This window comes from Ferroacidibacillus organovorans, assembly GCF_001642725.1.
Classification (GTDB): Bacteria; Bacillota; Bacilli; order Alicyclobacillales; family SLC66; genus Ferroacidibacillus; species Ferroacidibacillus organovorans.
Genome location: NZ_LSUQ01000009.1, coordinates 69,947 through 89,041 on the forward strand (window position 1 = coordinate 69,947; position 19,095 = coordinate 89,041).

Genomic DNA, 19,095 nt, shown 5'->3' on the forward strand with positions numbered 1-19,095 from the left:
CCTCCGTCAATCGCTGGACATTGCCTGTCCTCTGACGAAAGAGATCATGATGGGATCTTCTTCGCTCAGAGGCGAAGAGTTGTCGGTACATCATTTTCAAAACGTCGTTTGAAGTCCATCTCCTTCACGACCTTTCCGTCTGAACTTCTATTGATCACTGAACAGGCACATTGTAATTGTTTCCGCTGTTGTTGTCCCAATTGTTGTTTTGGTCGTGAAACACAACGTTGAACTCATTTGCATTTGCCGGAATTGTTACCGTCGCCGCAAAACTGCCGTTTGACTGTTTAGTCATCGCTGTATCTGTCACGCCTGTAAACCCGTTGTATCCCCAATGCATATCGATTGATGAGGCATTGGGAGCAAGTGTGCCATCATAGTAGATGGTTGCTGGTTGACCCGCAACAAGCGGATATGGATTGGTATCCACAGTGCCTGGCATTTGAATTTCCATATTGTAATTCTGTCCACCGTTGTTATCCCATGTCCCATTCTGATTGTAAAAGGCGGCATTCAACTGTGAGCCAACTGGAATTGAAACCGTCGCCTTCCACGAACCATTGTCCTGTTTCACCATCGGCGTATCGATGGTAGAATTCCAGCCGTTGAACCCCCAATGCATCGTCATTGTACTCGCCGTCGAAGCAAGAGACCCATCATAATAAATGGATGCCGTTTGACCGGCTGTGAGTGGACTGGTATTAGAACTTACTGCAGGCAAAGCTGCACCAGATACGAGTGGTCCTCCCGCCTGCTCTAACATTGTTGCATAGTGTCCAGGGAGAGTCACTGTAATGTTGCCGCTGCTGTCAACCGTATAACTTGAGGCTTCTGTCACACCGTTAACCAGTGGGGTCACGTTTGTAAGGGTGCTGCCGATCAAGCTGCCCGCGTCAGCTGCCGGAATCGTCTCTGTCTGTGTTGTGTTGCTATTGTTTAAGATGATAATCATTCGCTGGTTTGCGTCAAAGCGAGAAAATGCATAGACATTTGTGTTATTGTCCGCCACCAAGGTCATGAACGAGCCATCTCGAAGTGCACTGTATTGATGACGCAACGCGATGAGTTGCTGATAGAGTTGAAAAACGCTGTTGCCGCCATTGGCAACCTGACTCCAGTCAAACGTCCAGCGTTTTCCTGCGTCATTTGTCCCTCCACCCATCATGCCATACTCGTCACCGTAGTAGATCGTTGGAAGTCCCACGTATGAAAATTCAAGAAAAGCGCCCAAATCGTCTTTCCATACATTCGGAGTTCCTCCATAAGGCTCCGTAAATGTCGAACCATTAGGCGCAGTATACGTTTTATAGGAGATGGACTCTGCAGCCCGTTCTCCGAATCGTGGTGTGTCTTGTGTACTCAACTGATTCACCTGTGTCAATTGTGCAGCACGCGGTGCTTGAACAAGCGTATTGTGTAGCCATTGATCCAATTGGGTAGGATCAATGCTATTCGCATTAAATCCGTCATCATATCCAGTGATCCACTCGGAAGCTGGCTGCAAAAATCCGTTATAATTGACGGAGCTGTCCCATTGATTCCCGTTTAACCATTCATAAGGCTGTGATCCCTCAAACCATTCCCCGAAAATAAATGAATTTGGGTTGGCTGCCTTGACAGACGAGCGAAATCCCTGCCAGACCGCATGATTGGTCGGATCATTGTAATTTCCATTCGCCTCTGGATCATAGCCGTTTGCTCCGACATGGCCTGGCGCGTCAAGCCTCCAGCCATCGATGAGATAAGGCGGATTTAAATAAGTCTGTGCCACGCTGTTGCTATTACCGTAAATCTCACCCTGCAGGGAAGTCGATCCGTAGTTCAATTTAGGCAAATTCGCTACACCTTCAAAGGTAGCGTAGGAATTTGGCCAGGAGGAGAAGGTGTACCAATTGTAATACGGGCTGGTCTGACTCGATTGCGCCCCTTGGAACCAGGCATTGCTAGCTCCGGTGTGATTAAAAACACCATCAAGAACAATGCGACCCTTTTGTCCCGCTGGATCCGTTGAATTGTGAACATCCGAAGAGAGCTGTTGAAGCGCCGAATTTCCACCAAAGTGCGGATCCACTTGAAAATAGTTCTGTGTGTCATACTTGTGATTTGTGTTTGCAGTAAAAATTGGATTGAGATAAAGAATATTGGCTCCCAGTGAATTCGTGATATATGAGAGCTTTTGGTCAACCCCTTCCAGATCCCCGCCTGCAAACGCGACTTGATCTGTTCCACCTTGATTGCCAAGTTCCGGGTCCTGTCCCCAATTCAATTGAACCGTCGGATTCCCTTGCCAGGTATAGGCGCCATTTGTCACGTCGTTTGCCGTGTTTCCGTTATAAAAACGGTCAACAAAAACCTGATACTGTACACCTCGTTGAGCCCACGTTGGCGTCGTAAATCCTGGTGCAATCCAAAAATCGCCACCTGTGGGACCATTGGCAGGAGCCGATGACGCAGCGCCAAACCCGTTGTAATAAGCAATGCTGGTTCCGTCATTCGCCTGAAAATAATAAAACCTTGTATCTGCACTCGCGGGTAGCGTGACGGTCCAAAATTCATACAATCCATTCGCATCGGTTCCAGAATAGCTCATGGGATACGTCGACGTAGTGCCTGTTACATTGTCATACACCATCGCCTCAGCACTGGTTAAATTATTCGCAGTTGCACGCAACGTGAGCTGGATTGGATCAATCGGCGATGGCTCTTGCGGCGAAAAATACAATGGACCCTGGTCTGCAAAAAGTCCATCCCACTGAACCGTTGAATATGTTGTTGCGTGAGCCCCCATGACAGGGTAAAGCATACCTAATGTCAGAACAATCCCAGCAGCGCGATTTATCTTCTGCCTGCTATTAATAATCCTGCGTTTCATCAGACGACCCCCTATTTGGAATCAAATCATCAAAAATCGTTATTTAAAACACGTGCGCAAACGATTGCGCAATCACACCAAATCATCCGTGCCTGGAATCAAGCATCTAAAGAGAAATAGAGTTCAATCACTTGAAATCGTTTTCACACATGCATTCACGCACCCTTCCAGAAAGCATATAAAATGCTCTCGACAAGATATTCCAACCATGCGTATGCAACGATTCTATTAGGATATGAGTTGTTCTGCAACAAAAATTTACGATCAATCGAAAAATAGGTCAATTCACTCTCTCCCTACCACGCCACCAATAGGTCACACCAAGAATTGCGATCACACCAATTACACTGCCAAGTTGTGCCGCGTGGAATAGACCGATGGATTGCGCCAACCAACCGAAAAGTGGAAAACCAAAAATCATGAACACGGAGAAAGCTGTTGAATTAAAGGACAATAACGTTGCGCGCTGCTCTGATGGAATGATTTGATTAAGCCCTTGTTCGATGAGGGGTTCAATCGCATTTCCAGCGATCGACCCCAACAAGTAACCAAACCCAAGGCTCAATCCCGGTAACCATGCAAATAACATGAGTCCAATCGCGGCAAGAATGCTAGAGACGGTAACCATTCTCTTGTTCCCCATGCGTTTGACCAACCCTTCTGCCAGAGATGACAGGAGCGCGCCCAGTCCATTTTCAAATCCCGTCAATATTCCGATTCCGACGAGTGTATACCCTGCGTGAAGTAGGAGCGATTGACCGTAAAATGCAAACGTTGCAATGCAACCAAAGAGGATGCCACTCAGTGCAATCCAAGCGAGAAAAGGAGGACTTTTTTTCGCGAATTGCAACGCTTGATGTGCAATCGAAAAAACGGAAGCGTGCTCCCTGACGGATTTTCTCATCTCCCTCGGCTCGCGCACCCAAAGCACCGTGAAAAAAGAGATGACATTGACGATGGTATACAAAACATAGACAGCCGACCAAGACCACGCGGCAAGCGCGCCTCCAGTCGCTTCAGCAATTCCCATGCTGATGAGTGAGATGGCGACCAAACGACCTGAAATCGCCAGATAGCGGTTCTGCACACCCGCCCACCCAGCCGATTCATAGGCGATTGATGTGTCGCTGCCATTCACGAACGTTACCTGCAACCCGCGCAACACAAAGGACGCCGCAGCCAACCAAAAGCTGTGCGAAAAAAGAGCAAGACTTGTATACCCGATGCCAAACACTGCACTCACAAGCAATGAAAGCTTCCAACCAAAACGATCCGCAAAAATACCAATTGGCACGTCCGACACAAGGCAGACCACATGCAGTAGTGACTCTAGAAGTCCTACTTCAAAAAGTGAGAGTCCTCGCTGCTGCCAAAAGACGAGCCAGATGCCACCATCCACCCAAAATCGCGACGTCGCAACAAATGCGTAGAGCGCGATGAGATTTTTCCGCCCTGCTCGCACTTGATTGATAAATTCATCCACGTTTTCCTGTCCTCCGTTTCGTCCAAAAAGAAAAACCATCCAGGATACGTCCCTGAATGGCTGGACTCGACGGTTTTGCAGATCGCCAAGGTGTGTTATCCGTTGGGATGCGGCATGCCGAATGAGTCGCCAGAAAAGGACAGACGTATCCCGTTTGGCATTTTCATCGGACCAAAAAGGCGCACATAAAATTGCCACGACGACGGTTTCATCAGCATGCGTTCACCCCCTATACAGAATTATTATTAGTTTAACGGTCCATTTTGTACACGTCAAGGCGCGCAACACCAAATTTGTCTATGAATAAATATGAAAATACTTCGTATAGGATTGACCAAATGTAATCTACTTGATATATTTTGTCTCACAAAAATATTTAGAACTCTCCCTTTAGTCTGCCAGGAAGAGTAGCCTTTTCACCGATTTCACGGAGAGGAATGATGGCGTGTTTAGTTTCATCATCAGGCGTCTGCTTCAATCCATTCCTGTCTTGCTAGGCATTTCCCTTTTGCTGTTCTTTATGATGCACGCAATCCCGGGCGGCCCACTCGCCATGTATGATCATGAACCGGGGATGACAAAAGAGTTGCTCGCGCAGCTTAAAGCGAATTTCGGGCTCAACAAACCGCTTTGGGTACAGTATTTCAATTGGCTAGGTGGCGCATTACAAGGCAATTTTGGCTATTCCTTCTCCTATGGCGTGCCCGCACTGCAAATGGTTCTTCAACGCATGCCAGCGACACTTGAATTGATGCTCTCTTCCTTTGTTATCGCGGTCATTCTATCGTTTGTCATCGGCGTGTTCAGCGCGCTCCGCCAATACTCCATCTGGGATTATCTCTTGACCATCCTTAGCTATATCGGAGTGGCGATGCCCACCTTTTGGCTAGGATTGATGGTTCTCGTGCTCTTTGCCGTAAAACTTCAATGGTTTCCAGTCGGCGGCATGTCTACCCCCGGTCAGGCATTTTCACTCTCCAATCAAGTCTGGCACGCCATTTTACCCGTCAGCATTCTCGCCCTCTACCTCGTCGCGCACGAGAGTCGCTATGTGCGTTCCTCCATGCTTGAAGTCTTAGGCGCAGATTACATTCGCACCGCACGCTCAAAAGGGCTTTTTCCATCCGTCATCACATGGAAGCACGCGCTCAAAAACGCGCTGCTGCCAGTCGTCACCGTGATGGTCATGGATGGCGCTTATCTCTTCGGCGGAGCGCTCGTCACAGAAACGATCTTTTCCTGGCCAGGTATGGGTCGCCTCTTTATCCAAGCGATCACACAGGATGACTACCCAGTCATCATGGTCGTCATCTCACTGCTCTCTGTGATCATCGTACTCGCAAATATTCTCGCTGACGTCCTCTATGCGGTACTTGATCCACGCGTGCAGTTTGACTGAGGTTTTTTCAATGAGGAGTGTGCTCTGACGTGGCGATTGCAACAGAACCGACCGTGACAAAAACGTTTTCCATAGGGACATCGAATCAGCAGCGCATGATCAAGCGCATTTTTCGAAACAAGATAACCATCATCGCGACCTGTTTTCTGATCCTCGTGGCGCTCTCCGCAATCTTTGCACCATGGATAGCGCCGTATACACTGAATACTCCCGATTTGAACGCGATGCTGGCGCCGCCAAGCAGCGTCCACCTCATGGGAACCGATGATGTGGGGATCGATCTCTTCACAGAGGTGCTGTATGGCGGAAGGATTTCCCTCATGATCGGCCTGTCATCCGCACTCATCGCGGTAATGATCGGGGGCGCCATCGGGTCAATCGCCGGATACTTTGGCGGCACCGTCGACGCGGTTCTCATGCGACTCACCGACGTCGGCCTGTCTGTGCCCCTCCTCTTTGTGATCCTTGGGCTCGTGGCGGTGCTCGGACCATCACCGACAACCATTGTCGAGGTGATCAGCCTGACATCCTGGATGTACCCAGCTCGCATCATTCGCAGTCGCTTTCTCTACTTGAAGAGCCTCGACTACGTCACTGCCACAAAAACCGTGGGCTGTCGAAACGGGCGCATCATCTTTTCACACATTATGCCAAACGCCGTTGCGCCACTGATTGTCAATACCACCCTTTTGGTTGGGCAGGCCATCGTGCTCGAGTCGGTGATGAGCTTTCTTGGTGCAGGCGTGCAACCGCCGAACATCTCGTGGGGCTACCTTCTCAATCAGGCGCAGAGTTACTTGACAAGCGCCCCTTGGCTCGCCATCTTTCCTGGACTGATGATCTTTCTCGTGGTGCTATGCATCAACGTTCTTGGCGACGCAGTCCGCGACGCATTCGATGCGAGCTACACCCTCGAAGGGGGGCGATCATGAGATAGGTTTGCCGCATTTTCAATCATGACCATCATCACATTGGGGGGTTCACAAATGACAAAGAAGCACTGGAGTATCACCTTAGCGGCAACGCTCGCATCTTCATCTCTTTTGTATGGAAACTTGTTCACGACAGTCGCTGCGCACGCTGCGACACCTGCCAGCCAAGGTACGATCATCGACGGGCTCTTTGAAGAGCCAGCCAACCTCAATCCGATTCTTGGCCCAGATCAAACCTTCTCAAACATCGTCGAGACGACCATGTTTAGCAACCTTTTTACGGTGACACCACAAAATCAACTCCTTCCGAATCTCGCGACCGTCGTGCCGACGACCACAAACGGGGGAATTTCTAAAAACGGTCTCACTTACACCTTCCATCTAAAGCCAAACGCCAAATGGTCGAATGGACAACCGGTTACCTCTAAAGACGTATGGATCACATATAAAATCATCACGAATCCACTCGTCAACGCAGTCTCCACACTCGGATGGACAGACGTCGCGAGCTTTCAAACGGTCAATGCAAAAACGTTTGTCATCCATCTGAAAAAGCCTGATCCTTCTTTTATCGACAACGTATTCTCCGGGAATCTGCCAGGGATTCTTCCTTACAGTGTCTTTGGTAAAATGTCTCCAAAAAATGTCAATACGGCAACGTTTAACCATGCGCCTACCGTATCCGATGGCCCCTTTAAATTTGTATCGTGGGTACCCGGCGCTTCAATCACTGTGACAGCCAACCCCTATTGGTACGGGCCAAAGCCAAAATCCAAAGAGATCCTTTTCAAAATCATTCCCAGCCAAGATACGCTTTTGACAAATGCGCAAGCACATGCACTCAACGTCTGGTATTTTGATCCGATTGAGGCTGTGCCGCAAATCCAAGCGATCCCCGGGGCGACCCTTCACTTTGCGAATCAGCCCTCCTTTGAAATGGCTGTCGTCAATGTGAAAAATCCAATCCTGGCTAACGTCAAAGTGCGACAAGCGCTGGAAATGGCAATCAATCGCCAAGCGATCGTACAGGACATCTGGAAAGGGCACGCGAAACTCCTCGCGGCAGACCAGCCTGCGATGGCGTGGTCGTACAACCCAAATCTGAAACCCTATCCGTACAACCCAACCGAGTCGAAAAAGCTTCTTGCCCAAGCCGGTTGGAAAATGGGAGCGAATGGGTATCTCCAGAAGAACGGAAAAACGTTTACGCTAGTCTACTCAACGACTGCTGGGAATGCCTATCGTGAGGCAACGGAGCGGCTTTTACAATTTTGGTTGAAGCAAGTCGGCATCCAACTGGTCATTCGCAATTACCCAGCCAATGAATTTTTCGGTACGGTCCTCCCTTCTGGAAAGGGCTGGGATCTTGGGGAATTTGAATACGGGGATAGCACAGACCCCACCTTTGGTCCCTACCAACTCTTCACCTCAATGGGTGCTCAGAATTTTGGCCAATACAACAATCCGCAAGTAGACAAACTGTTTGCACAGCAGTCTGTACTAACATCACTCGCTCAGCGCAAAGCGATCATGAATAAAGTGGAAACGATCTTCCATCAACAATTGCCAGCACTCTGGTATTACGCGCCGCAGCAGATCGATACGACGATCGGGATGACTGGATACGTTCCCAATCCATGGAGCGTCGATACGTGGAATTGTTATGATTGGGCATTGACGAAATAAAATAAGCAAAATCAATCACTCCACAAAAGCGGCCCGAAACGAGAGGAATTACCCTCCGTGTCGGGCCGCTTTCCATGCTCGAAGACATACTTTCAGGCGCACACTTCATAAGATCAAAACACGGGACAGATCAACATCCGCAGGAGTTGAAGGATCGTGAAGCGAGCAAATCAATTTGGGAATAAACGCGAGCACCGCTTGGCATTTTCTATGATATCCCTATTCGCAGTCATCGCTTTGGTCATTTTTCTTATTGCCAACACAATCTTTGCGCTCAACCCGTTCCAAACGGGAAATCCACTCAATTCAGAAGTAACTGTCGGTGAGCGGGTGATCGGAGACTGGCAATACAACGGTGAGAATCAACAAGGTCAACTGGTTTTTTACAATGGCTACCAGACGGTGACCATGCCAGGCAACTCAAAGACTTTCGCCGCAGACGGAGAATACGTGAACATCGTTTCTCACACCCACGATACGCTCACGTATGAAACTGCGCTTAATTCAGAACTCATCAGCTTCAAATCTATCGCAGCAATCATCATTCTCCTAGCGCTTCTGATCACACTGCCGTTTATGATCAACCGTTTCAATAACCGGTCAGGGCAGCGCCAAGGAGGTATCAAGCGAAAAAAGAGCAGCACAAGTCATTTTCACGCTGTTCGTCACAAACGTTCACGCTGATTGGATCATGATCATTGAGAATTTAAAGCACGATCCGCGAGAGAGCGAATTCCAGATGCCTTACGAAAAGAGAATTCACGGTACAACTTCAACCTACAGCCACGCACATTTCGCTGCTGTGTATTTTGTCACATGCATCGCAAGCGCTCAAGATCAAAGATCCACTCATCGCGATTTCCAAGAATCACCCCTTCTCGACGCAGCTCATTCCACACGCGATTGACGGATTCGCGCGTCATTCCAATCATGTGCGCGATTTCCTCGTGCGTCATTTGCAGTTTGACATGAATGCCCTTCTCACTAGATTGACCGTGCTCCTCACAAGCGTGGCGGATAAACGCATAGACGCGTTGTCGAGTATCTGTCGTAGCCAGTTCCTGCAATTTAGTCTGCAGTATGAGGATCTGCTCTCCCATCACGCGCATTACCTTACGCATGATTTCTGGATGATCCATTAACAGTGCATCAAAGTGTACCCTCTTGATATAGAGGAGATCGCTCTCACCAAGACTCTGCGCAGTTCCTGGATAAGGATCATCGCGAAAGAACCCGACATGCGGAAACATCTGACCTGAGCCGAGAACATTGACAATATGTTCTCTTCCTTCATCATCCACTTTAAAAACTTTAATTAATCCGCGCTGAAGAAAGAATACCGCTTCCCGGTCGTCCCCCTCCATAAAGAGAATCTCTCCGCGGTGGAAATGTCGCTCTTTGGCAAGATGCACGATTTTGTTCAATTCGTCTTCTGTCAATCCTTGAAAGAGCACAATTTCTTTTATTACGTTCAATCCGGGTTTTGTCATTCGCGACCGCTCCCCAATAGGATTCTTTTCCATCCATTGTATCCTGAACACCATGCCATGGTTTGGCGCGCTGATTTGTGCGTTTTATCATCAACACTTACAAATATTCGTTTACTATGTTATTATAAGTATTGTTTAATCAAGAATGAAGCAAGCTACAGGATGTTTTCAAACGAAAACAGGGCTTTCATTTGTTTTAAAGGAGGTTATTTCATTGAATTTGAAAGGAATCCATCATCTTACCGCAGTTACAGCAAACGTTCGCGAAAATTATGCATTCTATACGTCTGTTCTCGGTTTACGATTGGTAAAACGAAGCGTAAACCAAGATGACGTCAGCGCGTATCACCTTTTTTATAGCGGTGACAAGGTCGGCTCACCTGGGAATGATTTAACATTTTTTGATTGGAATGTCCCCCGCGAACAACGAGGTACACAAAGCATCATTCGCACAGGACTGCGCGTTTCAGGCGCGGACGCAGTACAGTGGTGGCACGAGTGGCTCACCGAAAAAAAAGTAGACCACGAAGCGCCTCAGGAAATTGACGGTCGCAACACGATCCTCTTTGAAGATTTCGAAGGGCAACGTCTCGCCATCATCGGTGACAATGCAGCGAGCGACCCCCATCAGGCCTGGGAGAAGAGCGTGGTGCCTTCTGCCTGCCAAATTCTTGGCCAAGGACCTATCATCTTGAGCGTCCCCGATCTTCACAATACCGATCGCGTACTCACAAACGTTCTCAACATGCGCCAAGTTCGTAGCTATTCGCTGCCTGATCGCCAGACGGATCGAGTTTATGTCTATGAGATGGGGGACGGCGGAGCACGTGCAGAACTCCATATCGCGGTGCAACCTGATCTAAAACCTGCACGATCTGGCGCAGGAAGTGTTCACCACGTCGCCTTTCGGACGCCTACCTTTGAAGAGTACCACCAGTGGACAGAGCGACTGAAGCAGTTCCGCATTCCAAACAGTGGCGAGGTGGATCGTTTCTGGTTCCGCAGTCTCTATTTTCGCGAACCGAATGGCATTCTTTTTGAAATCGCCACGGATGAGCCGGGATTCGGGATCGACGAACCGCTTGAGTCACTCGGTGAATCCGTCGTGCTTCCACCCTTTCTTGAAGCGCACCGCGCAACCATTGTAGCCAATCTAAAACCTCTCAAGTAACGTGAATGAGCGTGAGCATCTGCGGATCTTCACGCTCATTTTTTTCTGCTCATCAAATTTTCGCAAGTTCCCAAATCAACTGCGCATTCTCTGCGCAGCGATCCGCCTGTTCTTTAAAGTTCCACTCTTCACGAACACGCATAAACGCCTCTCGCAACCCTGGAGGACGAAGTGTCGTGCTGTGCGCGTCACTCGCGATGATGTGCGCTTTGCCCTCTTTGAGCCACCGTTTGGAGAGTTCCTCCGCGTGTGCGCCAAACCGACCTAAAATAGAACCTGTGGTTAACTGCGTGTATACCCCTTCAGCTAACGCCTCATCAAGCAGCTCTGGCGAGGTGCGAAGCGCAATATACCGTTCTGGATGCGCCAAGACAACCTGTATGCCTTCGTCTCGCAGCGCGCGAAGTGTGATAGCCGCATCCATCGGCCACTCATAAAATGAAAACTCAAGAAGTATCGCGCGCGGTTGATCTGCCGCCCCATACCCGATCGCTTGTCCGCTGCGAAGTCGCGTGAGATCATCTGTCGCTTTATCGCTCGTTTTGATAGCGTGATGAATTTCCATCGCGGGAAGAATCTCAAGGGGTATGTTTTCACGTTTGAGCGCTTCATTAAGTTTTATCGTTTTTTCTCTCGTGACGTTAGGATCAACATGGTACGAGTCTGTGAAACCGTGTGGCGTTGCAAACATCCGCGTCGTTCCTTCCGCCACCGCGATCCTCGCCATCATGAGCGATTCTTCCAATGTCTTCGCGCCGTCATCGACGCCGTAAACGATATGAGCGTGACAATCGACATCCATGAAGGATCATTCCCAACCTTTCGCTTCATTTCGGATTTTTAACATTTCTTCAATCTGCGCGAGGTGTCTAAGTTCGTGAAGCGCGATAAAATCGTACCATTGCCGGATGCTCAACACGCCAAACAGCGGGTGACGAAACCCGAGCTGATCCAATTCTTCATCCGATGCTACAGAGAGATAGGTTTTATCAAGCAATTGCGTTGACGCCTGGAGCGTCTCTTTCGCTTGATCGAGCGTCCTCACGAGACCTTTGGGTGAGAGCGCCTCTGGCGCGGCGACTTTACGGCTGCGGTCAACCACGGCCTCAGCGAGCGATGGATGAACAGGAATATCGCGGAAGTTTTTGCTTTCCAGTTCTCTCGCCATCGCCCGTGCAATATGTTGCTCAACGACTGCCAAGTGTTCCAAAACAGACAGAATCGACCATCCGGCTGCATTTTCAACCTGTAAGTCATCTTCTCTGACGACACGCACCGTGTTCCAAAGCGTCTGACGCACTTCTTCGTGACGAGTCATCATAGAGCCTCCCAGGCAACCCATTTCTTCTTTTTCATTTCATCATACACTTTATCAACTGTACTGGGCGACGATTCGCTTGCGGCGGTGGACGAATTGATCAGCCGACATGGCGGCGATTGCCCCGTCCGCCGCCGCCACAACCGCCTGTTTCACAGGCGTTCGTCGCGCGTCTCCACCCGCGAAAATTCCGGGAACAGAGGTGTGTAAAACATCATTGACAACGATATACCCATCATCGTCCAGATCAACAACGCCTGCCAAAAAATCTGTGCCAGGGCGATTGCCCGAGAGATAGATAAAGACGCCATCCACCATCATCGTGGCTTCTCCATCGGGCCCTTTTACAACAATTCCCTCAAAGCGATCCTCGCCGAGCACCTCGCGAAGTTGGTGATTCGGGTGAATCTCAACGTGTTCAAGATCCGCCATCTCAACTGGATCGACGTCTGGTCCAAATTGTTTGCCAAGCAAAAAAACGTGAACCTTCTTTGCAAAGCGGGAAAGCGTAAGCGCATCCTCCGCTGCTTCCCCGTTGTCGCCAAACACAGCGACCGTCTTCCCCTCAAAAAAAGCCGCGTCACACGTCGCGCAATAACTCACGCCGCGCCCTTCAAAACGCTCTTCACCTTTCACTTTTGCGACGCGCCCGCGCGAACCGACCGCGACAAAGAGTGACTTTGTGTGGATAGACCCATCTGGCAGATGAACAGAATGTGTCTCTGTCCCTACTTCAACACCCGTGATGTGCGAACGCACAAACTGCGCGCCAAACTGCTTCGCCTGCTCGCGCATAAGTGTGAGCAACTCAAGCCCTGTGACTTCTCCGAGCACGCCCGGATAATTTGCGATCTTGTGGGTTAGCGCGAGCGCGCCAGCCGTCGGGGCTTTATCGATCACCAACGTTTTCAAACGCCCACGTGCCGCATAGACGGCGGCTGAGGAACCGGCAGGACCGCCGCCGATGATTACAAGATCATACACTTCACGATACATCCCAGGTTCAAGCGATGAGAAAACTTCTTCCGCGTTCGTCTCCGCCTGCTCTTCATCCACGTCAACGCGCGTTTTAGCTTCAATCCCGAGTTCAGCCAACCTTTTTTTCATCGCATTTGGACGATAGCCGATCACCGGTTCACTGCCGAGAAATGTGACTGGAACCGAGTAGATTCCTTGCTGATGAAGGTCATCAAAGTACGCTACATTTTCTGTTACATTGCGCTCTTCATAGTGAAGTCCCCACGAGGTCAAGTCCGCCTTAATCTTCTTGCAATACTCACAACCCGTGCTAGAGTAGAGAACGATCTCCGCCATACGTGTACCGCCTTTCAGTTGTGGAAATAACCACAGCGGCAGAAGAGGATTTTCTGCCGCTGCGAAATCGTTCACGTCCACAGAATACTACGCGTGAATCACGCCTGCGGCACCTGCCGCCTGTTCATGCGCGTGATAAGAACTGCGCACAAGCGGCCTGACTCAACGTGGCGAAATCCGCGCTTGATTCCCTCGTCCTTTAACGCCTTAAACTCTTCAGGCGCATAATAGCGCGCAACGCGCATATGTTTTCGCGTCGGTTGAAGGTACTGACCAATCGTCAAAATAGAGACATTGACCGCGCGCAAATCATCCATCGTCTCGAGAATCTCATCCCATGTCTCACCCACGCCGAGCATGATGCTCGACTTGGTGGGAATATCTTGGTTCATCTCGTATGCGCGGCCAAGCAGTTCAAGGGTTCGCTCATAGGTCGCCTTTGAGCGAACGCGTGGCGACATGCGCTTGACCGTTTCCACATTGTGATTCAAAATTGCCGGTTTCGCGTCCATCACCGTCTGAAGCGACTCGCGATTCCCCATAAAATCAGGGATGAGCACCTCAATCGAGCATTCCGGGCGAGCTGTACGAATCGCCTCAATCGTTCTGGCGAAAACAAGCGCACCTCCATCTTCGAGGTCATCGCGCGCGACCGATGTCACGACAACGTGACGCAGTCCCATCTGCACGACCGCATCCGCAACGCGCGCCGGTTCCTGTAGATCAAGCTCTGTTGGTTTGCCAGAGTGAACCGCACAAAAACGGCACGCCCGTGTACAAATGTCCCCGAGAATCATAAACGTCGCGGTGCGGTTCGACCAACACTCATAGATGTTTGGACAGCGCGCCTCTTCACACACCGTATGTAAGCGCTCGCCGCGCATGATTTTCTTTAATTCCTGAAAATCTCCTGAGGTTTGTAGCTGCACTTTCAACCATTCAGGCCGCCGCAGCATCGGTTCATCAACCTGCTCAGCGACTGCGCCTTTACGTAGGATTTCTCCGTCCGTCACGGAAGCATCATCCTTTCAACACGCACACTAAAAATCAGAATTCACCGTATACGCTTCTACACGTTGTTTGACCGATTTCATGAACTGACCCGCAATAAAACCATCCAAAACGCGATGATCCAAGCTCATACATAAGTTTACCATGGAACGAATCGCAATACTATCGCCGTCACGGATCACAGGACGCTGCACGATCGATTCGACGGAGAGAATGGCTGCCTGCGGGGCATTGATGATGGGTTGCGATTGAATTGATCCAAAAGCGCCTGTGTTGTTCACAGTGAATGTGCCGCCTTTCACATCGTCAAGCGTGAGGCGATTAGACCTGGCACGCGCCGCGAGATCGGAAACGGCGTGAGCAAGACCCGCCACCGTCAACTGATCGGCATTGTGAATCACAGGAACGACGAGCGCGTCACTCGTTGCAACCGCGATGGAGAGATGAATATCGCCCCTGACGAGAATCGCGTCATCCGTCCACTCACTGTTGACGAGCGGATACGCCTTGAGCGCTTCTGCAACCGCGCGCAAAAAGAAGGGAAAATAGGTGAGTTCAATCCCTTCGCGCTCGCGAAACGCCGCTTTGTGGCGCGCGCGCAACTGGTGCATCCCCGTGACATCCGCCTCTACCATCATCCAGGCGTGCGGAATCTCGTGTTTGCTTTGCTTCATGCGTGTGGCGATCGTTCGCCGAATCGGTGTGATCGGCATGCTCACATCGCGTGTTCCAAGGAAACTTGACGCGCGTAGCGGCTGCGCAGGTGTCGATTGCGCGGACGCGTGAGGCTTCATTTCATTCGCATCCGACTTCGAGTCGTTGCGCGCCGCGCCAGCTACGTGTTCGCTTGGCCTGATGGCCAGTTCCGCATTCGAACCTTGAACACCTTTTTCCACCGCGAGAAGCACGTCTTTGCGTGTGATGCGCCCGCCTAGCCCCGTTCCGCGCAGCGTGTCGAGCGCCACATTTTTCTCCTGCGCCAAACGCAAAACTGCGGGAGAATAGCGACCACGCTGTTCAGCGTCTTGATCCAACGAGTGCACGTTCGCAGCGGCGTCCGGCACGGCACTCACAGCGGTCGCTTCACTGCTCTTTGTGACAGGGGGATCTTTGCGATCACTGCTCTCTCCCGCCTCTCTGATGAGAGCGATCAGCGTTCCCACTGGAACCGTGTCATTCTCCTTAACGTAGATCTCTGTAAGGGTTCCGGCGACTTCCGAGGGAATCTCAGCGTTCACTTTATCCGTAATCACTTCTGCAATCGGCTCATAAAGTTCAACCGGGTCACCAATCTGCTTTAGCCAGCGCCCGATCGTACCTTCCGTAACACTCTCACCTAGCTTTGGCATGCGGATCTCAGCCAAAAAAGACCCTCCTCTAAAAAGATGCGAAGCGTATCGAATTAAAACGCGGCGAGTTTACGCATCGCATCTTCAATCTTCGTTGGATTGAGCATATAAAACGCTTCGAGCGGAGCGCTAAACGGCATGGCAGGAACATCCGGGCCACAGAGTCGCGCGATCGGTGCATCAAGATCAAAGAGTGCTTCTTCTGCAATGATCGCAGAGACCTCCGCGCCAATGCCGCCCGTCTTGTTGTCTTCATGCACGATGAGCACCTTCCCCGTCCGCCGCGCCGCTTCAACGATTGTTTCGCGATCAAGCGGCAAGATCGAGCGCAGATCAATCAGATGCGTTGAAATCCCATCCGCCGCGAGCTGCCCCGCCGCTGTCAGCGCGTGATGCACCATCAAACCATAGGTGATCACCGTGAGATCGTCCCCTTCGCGCACCACGCGCGCCTTGCCGATCGGCACTGTATAATCGCCTTCTGGAACATCATCACGAATCGCGCGATACATCCCTTTATGTTCAAAAAAGAGCACGGGATCCGGGTCGCGCAGCGCGGCGCGCAAAAGTCCTTTTGCGTCCGCCGCCGTCGCGGGTGTCACAATCTTTAACCCTGGCACATGGTAGAAAAGCGCTTCGACGCTCTGCGAGTGATACAGCGCACCGTGAACACCCCCGCCATACGGCGCGCGAATGACGAGTGGGCAGTGCCAATCCCCTTGTGTTCGATAGCGCAGTTTCGCCGCCTCACTGATAATCTGATTAACCGCCGGCATGATAAAATCGGCAAACTGAATCTCTGCAATCGGACACATGCCATACGCGGCCGCGCCAATCGCGACACCGACGATGGCCGACTCGGCAAGCGGCGTATCAAGCACGCGCTCCGGGCCAAATTCTTCAATCATGCCTTGTGTCACGCGAAAGACGCCTCCGCGCAACCCCACGTCTTCACCAAGCACAAAAACGTTCGGATTCTGGCGCATCTCTTCTTGCATCGCTTCACGAATCGCGTCAATGTAGAGTTTCACTGCCATGGTCGATCCTCCTCACTTCGCGTATACGTGATCTAGTGTGGACTCTGGTTCTGCGAGCGGCGCCTTTTGGGCGTATTCCGTCGCCTCATCGACCACGCTGCGCAATTCCTCGCGAAGCGCGACCTCATCATCTTCCGTCCAAACGCCACAACCGATGAGTTCCGCGCGGAACACTTCAAGTGCATCGTTTCGCTTTGCTTCCTCAACCTCTTCGCGCGTTCGATAGGAGCGGTCATCGTCGTCGCTTGAGTGCGGATTGATTCGATAAGAAACCGCCTCAATCAGCGTCGGTCCGTCGCCGTTTAAGCCGCGCAAAACCGCTTGGGAGACCGCTTCATAAACGGCCAACACATCATTTCCATCGACCAGCACCCCCGGCATGCCGTAGCCAATGGCGCGATCAGCGACATGCGCACATCCCAGTTGTCGATCCTGTGGAATAGAGATCGCGTAGAGGTTGTTTTCACAAAAAAAGATGACAGGAAGTTTATGCACGCCGGCAAAGTTCGCCGCCTCGTGAAAATCCCCCTGATTGCTCGACCCTTCCCCAAAAGAAGTGTAGGTCACAAGCTTTTCTCCGCGCATGCGCGCCGCGAGTGCCATTCCGACCGCGTGCGGGATCTGCGTCGACACGGGACTTGATCCACTCAAGATGTGGTGAGCGCGCGAACTGAAGTGACCCGGCATCTGACGGCCGCCGCTGTTCGGATCTTCTGCCTTCGCGTAAGCGCTTAGCATGATGTCGCGCGCGCTCATGCCAAAGTGAAGTACGACACCAAAATCGCGATAATACGGCGCAACATAGTCGCGCGTCGGGTCAAGCGCAAACGCTGCGCCGATTTGTGAACCTTCTTGCCCTTTGCACGAAACGACAAACGGAATCTTTCCGGCGCGGTTCAAAAGCCACATGCGTTCGTCGAGTAAACGCGTCAGAACCATCGTGCGATACATTGCGCGAACATCCTCATCGCGAAGCCCGAGTGCGCGATGGCGCGGTGTCGCCTCTTCTTGCGATCCATTGTTTGGTTTGACAAGATCCAACTTAGCCATGTATCATCTCTCCCGTCACGCCGAGTGCCGCTTCTCCGATCACCTCAGAGAGCGTCGGATGCGGATGAATCGTGTGCCCGATTTCCCAGGGAATGGCATCGAGTACCATTGCAAGGCTTGCCTCCGAGATGAGATCCGTCACATGCGGGCCGATCATGTGCACGCCAAGCAAATCACCCGTGTCGACGTCTGCGAGGATGCGGACAAAACCGTCTGACTCGCCAAAGATGAGCGCCTTGCCATTCGCCTTGAAGGAAAACTTCCCAGCCTTGACGTTATGCCCGCGCGCGCGTGCCTCTTTTTCACTGATGCCAACGCTTGCTACTTCCGGTCTACTGTAAGTGCAACGCGCAACCTGATCATAGTTGATCCGCGCACTGTGAATCCCGGCGATCGTCTCCATTGCGTGAATGCCCTCGTGTGACGCGACGTGCGCCAACTGCAAACCGCCGATGACATCACCGATCGCATAAATGGTTGGTTCTGCCGTACGCAAATGTTCGTCGACTTCAATCGCGCCGCGTACAACGTTTACACGCGTTGCCTCAAGCCCGATGTTCTCCACATTCGGACTCCTCCCAATGGCGACAAGCATCACCTCCGCAGATACGCGCTCCCGCCGATCCCCTTGCACAACGTCGACTTCGATTCCTGACTCAAGCTTCGCAATGGAAGACACGTCAAGTGTAGCATTGGTTAAAACCGTAATTCCGCGTTTTTTAAATAGTCTCGTCATCTCTCGGCCAATTTCTTCATCTTCTTGAATAAGAAGGGAAGGCGTCGCTTCAACGACGGTCACACGCGTACCAAAATCCTGAAACATCGATGCCCACTCAACGCCAATCGCGCCCCCGCCAACGATCAGGATGGAGGACGGAACGTCTTCCATGGTTAATACATCATCCGAAGAAAGCACTTTTTTCCCGTCAAACGGAAGCCCGGGAAGCGCGCGCGGACTGGAGCCCGTCGCGATGATGGTACTG

General features: G+C 51.1%; 16 protein-coding genes and 1 pseudogene. 5 read left to right on the forward strand and 12 right to left on the reverse strand.

Features of this window, described 5'->3' with window-relative positions; translation table 11 throughout:
• Positions 1–154 precede the first annotated feature (154 nt).
• The 3 genes from AYW79_RS05030 to AYW79_RS16250 all read right to left on the reverse strand — a co-directional run bounded on the left by AYW79_RS05030 (position 155) and on the right by AYW79_RS16250 (position 4,573).
• Entirely contained in the window at positions 155–2,872 is a 2,718-nt protein-coding gene (locus tag AYW79_RS05030) for an alpha-amylase family glycosyl hydrolase (protein ID WP_067562488.1), read from the reverse strand.
• A 280-nt stretch (positions 2,873–3,152) separates the two neighbouring features.
• Complete coding sequence (locus AYW79_RS05035; protein WP_067562492.1) at positions 3,153–4,394, reverse strand: MFS transporter; 1,242 nt, start codon at positions 4,392–4,394, stop codon at positions 3,153–3,155.
• Between the two features lie 56 nt (positions 4,395–4,450).
• Positions 4,451–4,573 carry a hypothetical protein gene (locus AYW79_RS16250; protein WP_269449091.1) on the reverse strand — a complete coding sequence of 41 codons (123 nt, stop codon included), beginning with the start codon at positions 4,571–4,573 and terminating at the stop codon, positions 4,451–4,453.
• A gap of 227 nt (positions 4,574–4,800) precedes the next feature.
• Between AYW79_RS16250 and AYW79_RS05040 the strand changes: the two genes are divergently transcribed.
• The 4 genes from AYW79_RS05040 to AYW79_RS05055 all read left to right on the forward strand — a co-directional run bounded on the left by AYW79_RS05040 (position 4,801) and on the right by AYW79_RS05055 (position 9,056).
• Positions 4,801–5,754 carry an ABC transporter permease gene (locus AYW79_RS05040; protein ID WP_067562496.1) on the forward strand — a complete coding sequence of 318 codons (954 nt, stop codon included), beginning with the start codon at positions 4,801–4,803 and terminating at the stop codon, positions 5,752–5,754.
• 29 nt (positions 5,755–5,783) lie between these two features.
• Positions 5,784–6,686: an ABC transporter permease gene (locus tag AYW79_RS05045; RefSeq protein ID WP_197461042.1), complete on the forward strand. Its 903-nt coding sequence runs from the start codon at positions 5,784–5,786 to the stop codon at positions 6,684–6,686.
• A 54-nt stretch (positions 6,687–6,740) separates the two neighbouring features.
• Entirely contained in the window at positions 6,741–8,372 is a 1,632-nt protein-coding gene (locus tag AYW79_RS05050) for a peptide ABC transporter substrate-binding protein (RefSeq protein ID WP_067562499.1), read from the forward strand.
• Between the two features lie 156 nt (positions 8,373–8,528).
• Positions 8,529–9,056, forward strand: coding sequence for a hypothetical protein (locus AYW79_RS05055; RefSeq protein ID WP_067562502.1), 528 nt, complete (start codon positions 8,529–8,531; stop codon positions 9,054–9,056).
• 128 nt (positions 9,057–9,184) lie between these two features.
• On the opposite strand, the gene AYW79_RS05060 is transcribed toward AYW79_RS05055, so the two are convergent.
• Complete coding sequence (locus AYW79_RS05060; protein WP_067562505.1) at positions 9,185–9,862, reverse strand: Crp/Fnr family transcriptional regulator; 678 nt, start codon at positions 9,860–9,862, stop codon at positions 9,185–9,187.
• Positions 9,863–10,076: 214 nt separating this feature from the next.
• Between AYW79_RS05060 and AYW79_RS05065 the strand changes: the two genes are divergently transcribed.
• On the forward strand, positions 10,077–11,033 hold the full coding sequence (locus AYW79_RS05065; protein WP_197461043.1) for a ring-cleaving dioxygenase: 957 nt from the start codon (positions 10,077–10,079) through the stop codon (positions 11,031–11,033).
• A gap of 52 nt (positions 11,034–11,085) precedes the next feature.
• Here AYW79_RS05065 and AYW79_RS05070 read toward each other — a convergent pair whose 3' ends face one another.
• The 8 genes and pseudogenes from AYW79_RS05070 to AYW79_RS05105 all read right to left on the reverse strand — a co-directional run.
• On the reverse strand, positions 11,086–11,835 hold the full coding sequence (locus tag AYW79_RS05070) for a tyrosine-protein phosphatase (RefSeq protein WP_067562509.1): 750 nt from the start codon (positions 11,833–11,835) through the stop codon (positions 11,086–11,088).
• Positions 11,836–11,841: 6 nt separating this feature from the next.
• Positions 11,842–12,351, reverse strand: a complete 510-nt coding sequence (locus tag AYW79_RS05075) for a DinB family protein (RefSeq protein WP_067562513.1) — start codon at positions 12,349–12,351, stop codon at positions 11,842–11,844.
• Between the two features lie 54 nt (positions 12,352–12,405).
• A complete protein-coding gene (locus AYW79_RS05080; protein ID WP_082806835.1) occupies positions 12,406–13,665 on the reverse strand; it encodes an FAD-dependent oxidoreductase in 1,260 nt (419 codons plus the stop codon).
• A gap of 87 nt (positions 13,666–13,752) precedes the next feature.
• Positions 13,753–14,621: pseudogene (gene lipA / locus AYW79_RS05085) on the reverse strand (lipoyl synthase).
• Positions 14,622–14,705: 84 nt separating this feature from the next.
• Positions 14,706–16,025: a dihydrolipoamide acetyltransferase family protein gene (locus tag AYW79_RS05090; RefSeq protein WP_067562575.1), complete on the reverse strand. Its 1,320-nt coding sequence runs from the start codon at positions 16,023–16,025 to the stop codon at positions 14,706–14,708.
• A 53-nt stretch (positions 16,026–16,078) separates the two neighbouring features.
• The gene (locus AYW79_RS05095; RefSeq protein WP_067562516.1) at positions 16,079–17,062 is read right to left on the reverse strand and encodes an alpha-ketoacid dehydrogenase subunit beta; all 984 of its coding nucleotides are present in this window, start codon (positions 17,060–17,062) and stop codon (positions 16,079–16,081) included.
• Between the two features lie 12 nt (positions 17,063–17,074).
• Positions 17,075–18,112: a thiamine pyrophosphate-dependent dehydrogenase E1 component subunit alpha gene (locus tag AYW79_RS05100; RefSeq protein WP_067562519.1), complete on the reverse strand. Its 1,038-nt coding sequence runs from the start codon at positions 18,110–18,112 to the stop codon at positions 17,075–17,077.
• On the reverse strand, positions 18,105–19,095 hold a 991-nt coding region (locus tag AYW79_RS05105), incomplete at its 5' end, for a dihydrolipoyl dehydrogenase family protein (protein ID WP_067562522.1). The genes AYW79_RS05100 and AYW79_RS05105, both read right to left, overlap by 8 nt.